General features: G+C 70.9%; 9 protein-coding genes. 7 read left to right on the top strand and 2 right to left on the bottom strand.

Annotation, left to right across the window (positions count from 1 at the left end; translation table 11 throughout):
* Positions 1-619 precede the first annotated feature (619 nt).
* Positions 620-1,963, top strand: coding sequence for an ATP-binding protein (locus NI2_RS14070; protein WP_084476423.1), 1,344 nt, complete (start codon positions 620-622; stop codon positions 1,961-1,963).
* 252 nt (positions 1,964-2,215) lie between these two features.
* Complete coding sequence (locus NI2_RS14065) at positions 2,216-2,851, top strand: response regulator (RefSeq protein WP_067491188.1); 636 nt, start codon at positions 2,216-2,218, stop codon at positions 2,849-2,851.
* 21 nt (positions 2,852-2,872) lie between these two features.
* Here the strand turns inward: NI2_RS14065 and NI2_RS14060 are convergent, their stop codons facing one another.
* On the bottom strand, positions 2,873-4,006 hold the full coding sequence (locus NI2_RS14060) for a serine/threonine-protein kinase (RefSeq protein ID WP_067490863.1): 1,134 nt from the start codon (positions 4,004-4,006) through the stop codon (positions 2,873-2,875).
* Positions 4,007-4,194: 188 nt separating this feature from the next.
* Between NI2_RS14060 and imuA' the strand changes: the two genes are divergently transcribed.
* From imuA' to NI2_RS14045, 3 genes are all read left to right on the top strand, one after another.
* Positions 4,195-4,950, top strand: a complete 756-nt coding sequence (imuA', locus tag NI2_RS14055; RefSeq protein ID WP_067490860.1) for a DnaE2-dependent mutagenesis accessory factor ImuA' — start codon at positions 4,195-4,197, stop codon at positions 4,948-4,950.
* Between the two features lie 206 nt (positions 4,951-5,156).
* A complete protein-coding gene (locus NI2_RS14050; RefSeq protein WP_084476416.1) occupies positions 5,157-6,659 on the top strand; it encodes a DNA polymerase Y family protein in 1,503 nt (500 codons plus the stop codon).
* A 136-nt stretch (positions 6,660-6,795) separates the two neighbouring features.
* The gene (locus tag NI2_RS14045) at positions 6,796-7,707 is read left to right on the top strand and encodes a ferredoxin family protein (protein ID WP_067490859.1); all 912 of its coding nucleotides are present in this window, start codon (positions 6,796-6,798) and stop codon (positions 7,705-7,707) included.
* Between the two features lie 64 nt (positions 7,708-7,771).
* Here the strand turns inward: NI2_RS14045 and NI2_RS14040 are convergent, their stop codons facing one another.
* Positions 7,772-8,722 carry an SDR family NAD(P)-dependent oxidoreductase gene (locus NI2_RS14040; RefSeq protein WP_067491184.1) on the bottom strand — a complete coding sequence of 317 codons (951 nt, stop codon included), beginning with the start codon at positions 8,720-8,722 and terminating at the stop codon, positions 7,772-7,774.
* Positions 8,723-8,852: 130 nt separating this feature from the next.
* Here NI2_RS14040 and NI2_RS14035 point away from each other — a divergent pair, with 130 nt between their 5' ends.
* Complete coding sequence (locus NI2_RS14035) at positions 8,853-9,308, top strand: hypothetical protein (RefSeq protein WP_084457285.1); 456 nt, start codon at positions 8,853-8,855, stop codon at positions 9,306-9,308.
* A 50-nt stretch (positions 9,309-9,358) separates the two neighbouring features.
* Positions 9,359-12,952 carry an error-prone DNA polymerase gene (locus NI2_RS14030; protein WP_067490858.1) on the top strand — a complete coding sequence of 1,198 codons (3,594 nt, stop codon included), beginning with the start codon at positions 9,359-9,361 and terminating at the stop codon, positions 12,950-12,952.
* Positions 12,953-12,985: the final 33 nt, after the last annotated feature.

Below are 12,985 nucleotides of genomic sequence, written 5' to 3'. Positions count from 1 at the left end.
GTGGTTCCGGCCTGCCATCAACGTAGGAAGATCATCTGTAACCGGGCTTTCGAAATACCGGTGCGATCGCTGAAAGCCCTGCTGGGGGCGGCACTTTCGGTTTTCCGGTCCGGCATCCGCCGCCGGTTCTGCCCGGCCGCACCGGTTCGCGGATAGCCGCAGGTCATCGCTGATTTTTGTCCGGACCGGACAGGGTGCGCCGCAGGTCGGCACGGAATCGGGGACATCGGGGCACAGATCAGGGTCTTTCCTGATGTCGGCTGCCGCTCGCGCGTGCCAGTATCGAAGTATGGATCCGTCTGTTCCCACCCGCACTGCCGCCCAGGGGCTACCCGGGCCCGGCTTCGCCCCCGGGATCAACGGCTCCGCGCGCATGCCGGGGCCCGTGGCGCCTCGGCCGAGTGGCAGGCGGTATCGCGAGGCTGTCCGGCAGTACCGCCGAGCGGCTCAGCAGGTCGGTGCCGGCCCGGAGTACGGCGGGGCTCAGCAGTACGGTGTCGCCCAGCAGTACCGTCCTGGCGTGCAGTACCTGCCCACGCCGCCGCCGTACCGTCCGGCCGTCGGCTACTCGCCGGTCCCGCCGCAGGGTTACGGCGTGCCGCGCGGGTATCTCCCCGGTGTGCTTCCGGTTCCCGCGTCCGAACCCGGCGACCCGGCGTCGCCGACGACTCCCCGGCTGGTCCGGCGGACCGGTGGCCGGGTGATCGGTGGCGTCGCGGGGGGCCTGGCCGATCACCTGGGCGTCGACGTGTTCAAGGTGCGGCTGGCGTTCGTGCTGCTGTCCGCGCTGGTCGGTGCGGGCCTGGTGGCCTACGGCCTGCTGTGGATCTTCACCCCGGCCGGTGGCGACGCGACCGCACCGACCGGTGACGAGCGCAGGCAGGCGATCGGGCTCGCGCTGCTCGGGATGGTGCTCGCGGTCACCGTCGGCTGGTTGTTCCAGGGCACGGCGGCGAAGGTGATCGTGCCGGTCGTCGTCGTCGCGGTCGGCGCCGCCCTGGTGTGGCGTGAATACGATGTGGCCGCGCCGGGACCGCGGGCGCTGTTCGGGTTGCCCGCGCGACCGTCGGTGGTCACCTGGTCGCGCATCGTGGCCGGGGCGACGCTGATCGTGTTCGGCCTCGGCGTCGTCGTGCTGGCCCGCATCGACCTGAGCTCGCTCGGTTCGGCCTTGATCGCGGTGGCGGTCACCCTGGTCGGCGCGGGCCTGCTCACGGTGCCGCTGTGGCTGCGCATGGTCCGTGCCCTCAACGCCGAACGCGGCGCCCGCATCCGCAACGAGGAGCGCGAGGAGATCGCCTCCCACCTGCACGACTCGGTGCTGCAAACCCTCGCGCTGATCCAGCGGCAAGCCGAAGATCCCCAGGAAGTGTTGCGCCTGGCCCGCAGCCAGGAACGCGAACTGCGCAAATGGCTCTTCGACGATGCCGCGCCCGCGCATTCGAGCCTGTCCGCCGCCCTGCGCACCATCGCCGGTGAGGTGGAGGACCAGCACGGCGTGAAGGTCACCCCCGTCACCGTCGGCGATGTCGCGATGGACCCCGGCGACACCGGCGCCGGGCTGCCCAAGGAGCACTTCACGGCTCTGCTCGGCGCCACCCGCGAGGCACTGGTCAACGCGGCCAAGCACGCCGATGTGCCCGAGATCGACCTGTTCGCCGAAACCGAACCGCACCAGGTGAGCATCTTCGTGCGCGACCGCGGCGCCGGTTTCGACGTGTCGTCGGTGCCCGCCGACCGGCGCGGGATCGCCAAGTCGATCTGCGCGCGCGTCGAGCGGCGCGGCGGTACCGCCGAGATCGACTCGACGGTCGGGCGCGGTACCGAGGTGCGGATCGTCATGCCGCGCACGGACTCCGGTACCTCCGAGCCGAGCGAGGCGGAACAGCCGACCGACGCCGATTCGCCGACCGTCGCTCTGCGTCTGGACCAGGCGCACCGTGATCATCCGGTCGACCGCTGACGGCCGGGTTGCGCGGCTCGGACATGGTGGTGGCGGTGGGAGGGCACCGTCGCGCCGCTCGGATGTCGTGATGTGGCCGTGGAGGGTTCGGTTGTGCCCGCGCGGATGTCGTGGTGTGACCGCTGATGGTCCGGTTGCGTCGCGCGGACATCATGATGGGGGCGCTGATGGCCCGATCGCGTCGCCCGGACATCGTGGTGTGGTACCGATGAGCATCAGGTTCGCGGTTCGAATGAGGAGTCTCGAGTGAGTGTGCGGGTGTTTCTGGTCGACGATCACGCGGTCTTCCGGTCGGGGGTGCGCGCGGAGCTGAGCCGGGAAGCCGACATGGAGGTGGTCGGTGAGGCCGGGGCCGTGGCGGAGGCCGTCGCCGGGATCGATGCCGCGAAACCAGATGTGGTGCTGCTCGATGTGCACATGCCCGACGGCGGCGGTGTCGCGGTGCTGAGCGGAATCGCCTCGGGCCCGGTCTGTTTGGCGCTGAGCGTGTCGGACGCGGCCGAGGACGTGATCGCGGTGATCCGGGCGGGCGCGCGCGGGTATGTCACCAAGACCATCTCCGGCGCCGAGCTGGCCGACGGCATCCGCCGCGTCGCGGGCGGTGACGCGGTGTTCAGTCCACGGCTGGCCGGTTTCGTCCTCGACTCGTTCACCGGTCGCTCCCCGGTCCCCGAGCCCCCGCTCGACCCCGAATTGGACTCACTGACCCCACGGGAACTGGAAGTCCTGCGTCTGCTCGCCCGCGGATACACCTACCGCGAGATCGCCGAAAGCCTGTTCATCTCGGTGAAAACCGTCGAAACCCACGCCTCGAACGTGCTGCGCAAAACCCAGCAGTCCAACCGCAATGCACTGACCAGATGGGCCCATCGCCGCCGCATCGAATGAGCGGCCCCGGCGAGGCAGCGCTTACATCACCGCGATGATGAGGGCGATGAGGATGACCAGGCCGATCAGCACGCCCGCGCCGATCGCCAAGGGCGCACCGTTTGGCAGGTCGTCGAAGAAGCTGCCGGTGCGTTGTGGGCGCGCGGTCTGCGTGGCGGCAAGGGGTGCCCGGTGCGGGCGGGGCAGCGGCTGGGCATTGGGGCTGCGCACGCCGCTGGCGCCGCTGCGCGACGCCCAGGCCGGGATGGTGCCGTCCTCGGTGCGCAGCGGGGCACCGAGAATGTAGGCGCCGGTGCCGGGACCGAAAGCGGCCGTGAGGATCTCGTCGCGGGCCTCGGCCATGGTCGGGCGGCGCTGCGGCGCGGGCTCGAGCATGTGCAGCAGCGGCTGGGTGAGGATGCCGCTGCGGGTGGGCGGGATGATGCGGCCCATCGCGGCGCGGGTGACCACGTCGTTCTCGTCGTCGTCGAAACCGAACGGCGGCTGACCCTCGAGCGCGGTGTAGAGGGTGGCGCCGAGGGAGAACACGTCGCTGGCCTCGGTGGGCTGGGCGCCACGCGCCACCTCGGGCGGCAGGTAGGCGGGGGTGCCGGTGATCACGCCGTCGGGTTCGTCACCGTGCGCGTCGCCCGCGCCACGGGAGATGCCGAAGTCGCTGAGTTTCGCCTTACCCAGGTCGGGGCCGCGGTCGGCGACGAGGATGTTGCCCGGTTTGATATCGCGGTGCACGATGCCCGCGGCGTGGGCGGCGGCGAGCGCGTCGGCCACCTGCGCGCCGATCTGGGCGACCTCCACCGCGGGCAGTGCGTCCACCAGCGCGAGCGCCTTGGCCACACTGCGCGAGGGTAAGTACTCCATGACGAGCCACGGCTCGCCCGCTTCGATCACCACGTCGTAGACGGCGATGGCGTGCTCGTGCGACAGCTTGGCCGCCACCCGGCCCTCGTGCACGATGCTGTTGCGCACCCGCTCGGCCTCGGCCTCGCTCAGGCCGGCGGTGGTGAGCACCTGCTTGATCGCGACTTCCCGGTTGAGCAGCCGATCGGTGGCCAGCCAGACCGCGCCCATGCCACCTCCGCCCAGCTTCGACTGCAGGCGGTAGCGGCCCGCGACCAGGTAGTCGGGGCCGATATGGGGGCGAGCACGTTCGGTCACGGGTGCGAGGGTAGCCGAATCTGCCGCTGACTGGCCGGGATCTTCCCTGTGGACAGGGACAGGGGCGCCTGTCACGCTGGTCGCGATCGAACGTATATTCGAATACGATCGATAGCTGGAACGGTGCTGTCGTTTCAGTGACGAGCGGTTCGCCGCTCGCGGGTCCATCGTGGAAGTAGGTGGTGTTGATGGGTTCGAACGGTTTGCCGCCCGAGCCGGGCACGCGCGAGCACACGCTCGACGAGTTGCGCAGGCGGATGGCCTCGGTGCCGGGACGCGGTGCGTCGGTAGCCGCGCATATACCCCGTGAACAGCCACTTCGCCGCGATCTGCTGCCCGTTCCCGCGCCGTTGGCCGACCTGCTTCCCGACGGCGGACTGCCGAAGGGTTCGGTGGTCGCCTACTCCGGTGCGCACTCGCTGCTCACCGGTCTGCTCGCCTCGGTCACCGCGGGCGGTGGCCACGCGGCCGTGGTCGGGCTGCCGCGGCTCGGTTTGCTGGCCGCCGCCGAGATGGGTGCGCAGCTGTCACGGCTCGCCGTCGTCCCCGACCCGGGTCCCGACCCCGCCGAGGTGGCCGCGGTCCTGCTCGACGGCCTGGACCTGGTGGTCCTCGGCCTGCACGGTCTCGCCGTCCCCCCGGCTCGCTGCCGCGTGCTCGCCGCCCGCGCCCGCAACCGTGGCACCACTCTCGTCGTCGCGGGCGGTGAGTGGACCAACCCGGCGCTGCGCCTGGACACCCGCGTCGCCGGTTACGACGGACTGGGCCCCGGCCGCGGTCGCCTGCGCTCGGTCTGCCTCGACGTGCGCGTCAGCGCCAAGGCGGGTCCACCCCGCCAGGGCCGCATGGACCTGTGCGCCCGCGCGGGTCGCACCGAATGGCTGGCCCGCGAGAACGTCGCCCGCCCAACCGAAGTGACCGCCTTACGCGAGGCCGTGTCGTGACCCCGCGTCCGTTGCCCTCCTTCGCGCGATGGGCATGAGCACCTCCATCGCGCACCCCGCGCCCCTCGACCGGGCGCGATCGACCGCCGTCCGCGGGGATCGTGGTGTGGGGCGGGGCCGTGTGGTCGGGGGGTGTTGTGAGGCGCGCTGACCGGGTGGTCGCGGTGTGGTGCCCGGATTGGCCTGCCGTGGCTGCGGCGGCCGGGATGGGGGTGGCGGCGCAGCGGCCGATCGCGGTGTTGCGCGGGAACCGGGTTGTCGCGTGTTCGGCGATCGCGCGGGCCGAGGGGGTGCGGCGTGGGATGCGCAGGCGGGACGCACAAGGGTGCTGTCCGGAACTCGTTGTAGCCCAGGATGATCCGGATCGGGATGCGCGGCTGTTCGAACCGGTGGTCGCGGCTGTCGATGCCACCGTGCCGGGGGTCGAGGTGTTGCGGCCGGGGTTGATCGTGCTCGGGGCGCGGGGTGTCACACGATATTTCGGGTCCGAGGAGGCGGCGGCGGAACGGTTGATCGACGCGGTCGCGGTGGCAGGCGCCGAAGCGCAGATCGGGATCGCCGATGCCATGTCGACGGCGGTCATCGCGGCCAGACGCGGCGCGATCGTCGAGCCGGGGGAGGGCGCGCGCTACCTCGCGTCGCTGCCCGTGTCCGAGCTCGCGGCCGAACCGAGCCTGGCCGCACCGGAACGCGCCGACCTCACGGACCTGTTGCACCGTTTGGGTTTACGCCGCATCGGCGACTTCGCCCTGCTCGCGCCCGCCGAGGTGACGTCGAGGTTCGGTGCCGACGCCGCGCACGCCCATCGCATGGCGCGCGCCCTCCCGGAACGCCCGCCTTCGGCGCGCAGACCTGCCCCGGAACTGACCGTCGAGCTGGCCTGCGACCCGCCCATCGACCGGGTCGACGCGGCCGCCTTTGCGGGCAGGCAGCTGGCCACCCGCCTGCACGCGGCCCTGTCGGCGGCGGGGGTGTCGTGCACCCGGCTCGCCGTCACCGCCCGCACCGAGACCGGCGAGGAACTCACCAGGATCTGGCGTTGCGCGCGCCCGCTCACCCCGCCCGACACCGCCGACCGGGTCCGCTGGCAACTCGACGGCTGGCTCACCCATCGCGCCCGCCCCACCGGTCCCATCGTCGCGCTCACCCTGGAACCGGTCGAGGTGGTCGCCTCGGGCGCGTTGCAGCTGGGTCTGTGGGGCGGTGAGGGGGAACAGACCGAACGCGCCAGGCGCGCGCTGGTGCGGGTGCAGGGTCTGCTCGGCGGTGAAGCGGTGCGCATCGGTGTGCTCAGCGGCGGCCGTGGCCCCGCCGAACGCATCACCATGATCGCCCTCGGTGACGAACTCACCCCGAGTGCCGACCCCGCCCACCCGTGGCCCGGCCGCCTCCCCGAACCGGCCCCCACCCTGCTCCTGCTGCACCGCCCGACCGTCCACCTGACCGCCGCCGACGGCACCGAGGTCGGCGTCACCGACCGTGGCCTGTTCACCGCCGACCCCGCGATCCTGCGCTGGGGCCGCAAACAGTGGTCCCTGCTCGGCTGGGCAGGACCCTGGCCGGTCGTGGAACGCTGGTGGTCCGCCGCCGAACACGCGACCACGGCCGTCCGCGTCCAGGTCCAGCTCGACGCCCGCCCCACCGAGATCCGCGCGGTCCTGCTGGTCCACGACGAGCAGAACTGGCATGCCGAGGGGGTCTACGAGTAGCACCGCGCGATCCCTCGGTCGTGGACGCTTCGCTGTCACCGCTGCTCAGCGAGGGTGTGAACCGTGCACTGCCGGGCGCCTCTACAGTGAACTCCGGTCAGGGACCGACCCGGCGAGCGAGGAAGGAGGCGCGGTGATGAATCCGTTCGAGGGCATGGTGTGTTCGGCGGCCGCCGCCGACCTTCCGCTGCTCGGTACGGCGGTGCACGCCACGGGGTGGCTGTGTATCGAGCATCCCGGGGCGTGGGGGCGCGATGTGCTGGGTGACGAGGTGCTCGGACCGGAGATCACCGCCGAGTTGGCCGCGCGCACGTCGGCGGCGAAGGTGCGCCCCACCTTGATCCGCCGACCTGGACGCTACGAGTTCACCGGCACACGCACGGTGCTGCTGGCCAGTGCGCGGCCCGAGGGCTCGTGGTGTGTGCGGTTCGAGATCACCGACCTGCGTGAGCTTTTCGATATCGATCTGCACCTGGTGGACGGGCCCGCACCGGAAATCGATGTGCCGGTGGACGATCCGATCGTCCTGGTCTGCGCCCACGGCAAACGCGACCAGTGCTGCGCCCGCCTCGGCCGCCCGATCGCCGCAGCCTTGGCCGCCGAACAGCCCGGCCGCGTCTGGGAGGCGTCCCACACCGGCGGCCACCGGTTCGCCCCCGCTGTCGTCCTGCTCCCGTCGGGCCTCACCTACGGCCGCGTCGACATCCCCGCCGCCCGCGACCTGCTCGCCGCCGCCGACACCGGCGAGGTCTCCCTCACCGGCCTGCGTGGCCGCAGCTGCTATCCGCCGATCGCCCAGCTCGCCGAAGTCGCTGTCCGCGAACAGGTCCAGGCCCCCGCCGACGCCCTCACCGTCGCCCTCGACCCCACCCCCACGCACGACCCGACCCTCGCGGGCGCCGCCGTCGTCACCCACCGCGACGGCCGCCGCTGGCGCGTGACCACCCGCACCGCCTCCGCCCCACCCCGCCAGGCCAGCTGCAACGCCAAACCCAAACCCGCCGGCTACCTCGAACCGGTATCCATCGAACAACTCCCCACCCTCTGACCCAAGCGCACCAAGGTCCTTTCTCGGGAAACGCCGCCACCAGAGCGTGGTGATCTCGAAACGGCTACCAGTGGGTGCCGGGGACCCAGCGGGCGGCACGGCGGACGGCGGCGCCTGCGGCGGTGCGGACGGGGGATTTCCTCGGCTCCGGCTCCGGCTCCGGCTGCGGTGCCGGGGGTGCGGGGTCGGGGGTGCTCGCCTCGCCCTTGGCCGCGGGGGAATCCGGGATGGCGCGGTAGTAGCGGTGCAGGATGCGGTCGCGGAGTTTGGGGGTGAACAGGGCGCCGTACTCGGCGAGGGTGCCGAGGGGGACGTCGATGCGTTTGGGGCGTTCGGTGAGGGCGCGGACGATGGTGGCCGCGGCCCATTCCGGTGATTCGGCGGGACCCTGTTCGCCGGTCGGGGCGATCATGGGTGTGCGCACGAGCGGCATGTGGATGGTGGTGAAAGTGACACCGTCGGCGAGGGTTTCGACGGCCGCCACCTCGGTGAACTTGTCCAGCGCCGCCTTGCTGGCGAGGTAGGCGGAGAAGCGCGGCGTCGCCACCTGCACGCCCGCGCTGGAGATGTTGACGATGTGGCCGAAGCCGCGTTCGCGCATCTGCGGCAGCAACGCCATGGTCATCCGCAGCGCGCCGAAGTAGTTGACCGCCATGGTGCGCTCGTAGTCGTGCAGGCGGTCGGTGGAACGATGGATGGCGCGGCGGATGGACCGGCCCGCGTTGTTGACCAGCATGTCGACGTGATCGTGCTGGTCGAGGATGGTCTTGACGGTCGATTCGACGGATTCGGCGTCGGTCACATCGCACTGGTAGCCGTGCGCCTGCCCGCCCGCCGCGCGGATCTCGTCGACCACCTGGGCCAGCTCGTCGCCGCGGCGCGCCAGCAGCAGGACGACGGCGCCTTTGTCGGCCACGGCGAGGGCGGCGGCACGTCCGATGCCGGAGGACGCGCCGGTGATCACCACGTGCCTTCCGGTGAGATCGCGCCGGTTCTTCGGGGAAACCTGGGACATCACTGCTCCTTTGCAGCTCGCTCCCTCTAACTTACTTCAAAGTAAGTTATGCGACCAGACTTGTGAGAAACTCGAAAATATGTTCGAACGCCTCTGGTGGATATTCGAACGTATGTGCGATACTGGGGGCATGGCGGACGATCGGATGGCGGACATCTATGCCGCGGTGCGGCTCGGCGGATTCGACCCGGCGGCGGCGCGCGCGGCGCTGACCCGGCTCTGGGACGAACTAGGGGAGGGCGGCGACCCGTTGCATCGCTGCGTGGTGGCACATCACCTTGCCGATGTGCAGGAACTACCCGAGGGTGCGTTGCTGTGGGATCAGCGGGCCCTGGCCGCGGTGTTCGGGCCGGGCATCCCGCTGGACGAGGGGCTGCGCGGATTCCTGCCCTCGCTGTACCTGAATCTGGCCGACAGTCACCGCCGGGTAGGTGATTTCGACATGGCGCGCATGCAGCTGACCATCGCCCGTGGCCACCTGGACGTGCTCGCCAACGATGCCTACGGCGCGGTGATCCGGGCGGGTCTGGCCCATGTGGAGGCGGCGCTGGAGTCGCAGTCGATGGAGCGGTTGCCTGCGAATTGAGGTGTCGGGCAGGGCAATCGAGGTGAGGGGGTAGGGAGAGGAGCGGGTGCGTGGGTTGGAGCAACGGGCCGCCGACCTGGTCGGAGCTGGAACGGGTGCTCTCGGGCAAACCGAGTGCCCGCCCGGCCGAGGAGATGCACCCGGGCGATGGGGGCGACAGCCCGGCCTGGTCGCGCAAACGCGGCGAATACCGTGCTCCCGAACTGGAACTCCCGGCGGGCCCGGCGGTGCCCTACGCCGAGCTGCACGCCCACTCGGCCTACAGCTTCCTCGACGGCGCGAGTCCGCCCGAGGAGCTGGTGGAGGAGGCGGTGCGGCTCGGCCTCGAGGCGCTCGCGCTCACCGACCACAACGGTTTCTACGGGACCGTCCGGTTCGCCGAGGCGGCCAGGGAATGGGGAATGCCAACGGTTTTCGGTGCCGAACTGTCACTGGGAACCGATGCGGAGGCGGCGCCGGGCCGAGGGGATGCGGTCCGGCGCCGTACTGTTCCGCGCGGCGGGCTGCGCGAGATCGGCGATCCGCGCGATCTCGGCAGGGGCCGCGCGTCGACGGGTCGCCGCCCGGCGACCGATCCGGCCGACGCGGGGCTGCTGCGCCACGCAGACCTATCGCAGGCTAGGAGCGGTCACGGTGCTGCCCCGGATTCGACGCCCCGCACGGGTTTTCCCGACCCGAAGGGCCCACACTTGCTGATCCTGGCCAGGGGGCAAGAGGGTTACCGCCGCCTCTCGCGGGAAATGGCGGCGGCACACATGGCGGCGGGGGAGAAGGGCGTCCTGCGCTACGACCTCGACACACTCACCGCTGCGGCGAGCGGGCACTGGCACATCCTCACCGGCTGCCGCAAGGGGCACCTGCGCACCGCCCTCGAACAAGACCTGCTCGCGGGCGACACCGACCTGCCCGAAGCTGAAGCGGCCCTGCGGGATCTGGTCGAACGCTTCGGCACCGACCGGGTGAGCGTGGAACTCACCCACCACGGCATCGCCACCGACGACGAACGCAACGGCTACCTGGTAGCCCTCGCCGACCGGCTCGGGCTGCCCGTGCTGGCCACCACCGGTGCGCATTTCGCCGCGCCCGCTCAGCGCCGCCGGGCCATGGCCCTTGCTGCGATCCGCGCCCGCAGCAGCCTCGACGAGATGGCCGGCTGGCTGGCGCCCACCGGCGGCGCCCACCTGCGCTCGGGCGCGGAGATGGCGCGGCTGTTCACGGCATACCCGCACGCGGTGACCAACGCGGCGGCGCTGGCCCGCGAATGCGCCTTCGATCTCGGCTTGATCGCGCCGAGACTGCCACCGTTCGAGGTGCCCCCGGGCCACGACGAGAACTCCTGGCTCCGTGAGATCACCTACCGCGGCGCCGCCGACCGATACGGATCTCCCGAACGCAACCCCGAGGCGTACAAGCAGATCGAGCACGAACTCGCGGTGATCCGGCAACTGGAGTTCCCCGGCTACTTCCTTGTCGTGCACGACATCGTCGAGTTCTGCAAGCACAACGACATCCTGTGCCAGGGCCGTGGGTCCGCGGCCAATTCCGCGGTCTGCTTCGCCATCGGCATCACCAATGTCGATCCGGTCGCCAACAACCTGCTGTTCGAGCGGTTCCTCTCACCCGAACGCGACGGCCCACCCGACATCGACGTCGACATCGAATCCGACCGGCGCGAAGAGGCCATCCAGCACGTCTACGCCAAGTACGGCCGTGACTACGCGGCTCAGGTGGCGAATGTGATCACTTATCGCGGCAAGTCGGCCGTGCGCGATGCCGCCCGGGCGCTCGGCTTTTCGCCCGGTCAGCAGGATGCGTGGAGCAAGCAGGTGAGCCGCTGGTCCGGGGTGAGCCAGGAGACCGGCACCGATATCCCCGACGCCGTGCTCGAGCTCGCAGGCGAACTCGACGGTCTGCCACGGCATCTGGGCATCCACTCCGGCGGCATGGTGATCTGTGATCGCCCCATCGCCGATGTGTGCCCGGTGGAATGGGCGCGCATGGCAGGCCGCAGCGTGCTGCAGTGGGACAAGGACGACTGTGCGGCGGTCGGCCTGGTGAAGTTCGACCTGCTCGGCCTCGGCATGCTCTCGGCCCTGCACTACATGATCGACCTGGTGCGTGAGCACAAGGGCGAGCAGGTGGAACTGCACGCCCTCGACCTCACCGAACCGGCCGTCTACGAGATGCTGCAGCGCGCCGATTCGATCGGGGTGTTCCAGGTGGAATCGCGCGCGCAGATGGCGACCCTGCCGCGGTTGAAGCCGCGCGAGTTCTACGACCTGGTGGTCGAGGTGGCCCTCATCCGGCCGGGGCCCATCCAGGGCGGGTCGGTGCACCCCTACATCCGCAGGCGTAACGGCAAGGAGCCCCCGGTCTGCGACCACCCGGCGCTGGAGAACTCGCTGTCGCGCACCCTCGGCATCCCGCTGTTCCAGGAGCAGCTGATGCAGATGGCCATCGATGTCGCCGGTTTCAGCGCCGCCGAAGCCGACCAGCTGCGCCGCGCCATGGGCTCCAAACGCTCACCGGAGAAGATGGAACGGCTCAAGAGCCGTCTCTACCAGGGCATGCGCGAGCTGCACGGCATCACCGGCGACCTCGCCGACCGCATCTACGAAAAGCTCTACGCCTTCGCCAATTTCGGTTTCCCCGAAAGCCATTCGCAGAGCTTCGCCGCGCTGGTGTTCTATTCGTCGTGGTTCAAGCTGCACCACCCGGCCGCGTTCTGCGCCGGGCTGCTGCGCGCCCAGCCGATGGGGTTCTACTCACCGCAGTCGCTGGTCGCCGATGCCCGCCGCCACGGCGTGCTCGTGCACGGTCCCGACATCAACGCCAGCCGCGCCGAACCCACCCTGGAGAACGCGGGCACCGAGGTGCGCCTCGGCCTGGCCGCCGTCCGCCACATCGGCGACGACCTCGCCGAACGCCTCGTCACCGAACGCACCGAACACGGCCCCTACACCTCGATGCTCGACCTCACCGCGCGAGTGGGATTGACTGTCGCCCAAGCGGAATCCCTCGCCACCGCAGGAGCCCTCGACGTGCTGGCCGACACCGATCCGTCGTCGGCTGCGAGTGGGGCCGTGGTGGACGGCGGCAGGTCGGTGCGGGGTGGGCGGGGCAGCAGTGTGCGGCGGGCCGCGTTGTGGGCGGCGGGTGCGGCGGCGGGGGAGCGGCCCGATCTGCTGCCGGGGACCGGGGCGGTGACGCAGGCGCCGTCACTGCCTGGCATGAGCGCGCTCGAGCTGGCCGCCGCCGACGTGTGGGCGACCGGTATCTCACCCGGTACCTACCCCACCGAATTCCTTCGCGCCCACCTGAATTCACTCGGCGTGGTGCCCGCCGCCGACCTGCTGATCGTCGAGGACGGTTCGCGCATCCTCGTCGCGGGCGCGGTCACTCACCGGCAGCGCCCGGCCACCGCCGCCGGTGTCACCTTCCTGAATCTCGAGGACGAGACCGGCATGATCAATGTCGTCTGCTCGGTCGGGCTGTGGACCCGTTACCGGCGCCTGGCCCAGAGCGCGACCGCCCTGCTCATCCGTGGCCGCATCCAGAACGCCGAGGGGGTGGCAAGCCTCGTCGCCGAGCATCTGGAACACCTCGACCTGCGCATCGTCGCCCGGTCCCGCGACTTCCGCTGAGCACTCGCCCCCGTTCGGCGCCCACAACGCATT

This window comes from Nocardia ignorata NBRC 108230, from assembly GCF_001612905.1.
GTDB classification, from domain to species: domain Bacteria; phylum Actinomycetota; class Actinomycetes; order Mycobacteriales; family Mycobacteriaceae; genus Nocardia; species Nocardia ignorata.
Note: the sequence above shows the minus strand (reverse complement) of the source record. Positions and strands in the feature narration are given on the sequence as shown.

What these genes read in the sequence shown, in the direction of transcription:
- imuA' (WP_067490860.1), top strand. Translation starts at nt 4,195, where the DNA reads ATGGGTTCGAACGGTTTGCCGCCCGAGCCGGGCACGCGCGAGCACACG.
- NI2_RS14050 (WP_084476416.1), top strand. Translation starts at nt 5,157, where the DNA reads ATGGGGGTGGCGGCGCAGCGGCCGATCGCGGTGTTGCGCGGGAACCGG.
- NI2_RS14045 (WP_067490859.1), top strand. Translation starts at nt 6,796, where the DNA reads ATGAATCCGTTCGAGGGCATGGTGTGTTCGGCGGCCGCCGCCGACCTT.
- NI2_RS14040 (WP_067491184.1), bottom strand. Translation starts at nt 8,722, where the DNA reads ATGTCCCAGGTTTCCCCGAAGAACCGGCGCGATCTCACCGGAAGGCAC.
- NI2_RS14035 (WP_084457285.1), top strand. Translation starts at nt 8,853, where the DNA reads ATGGCGGACGATCGGATGGCGGACATCTATGCCGCGGTGCGGCTCGGC.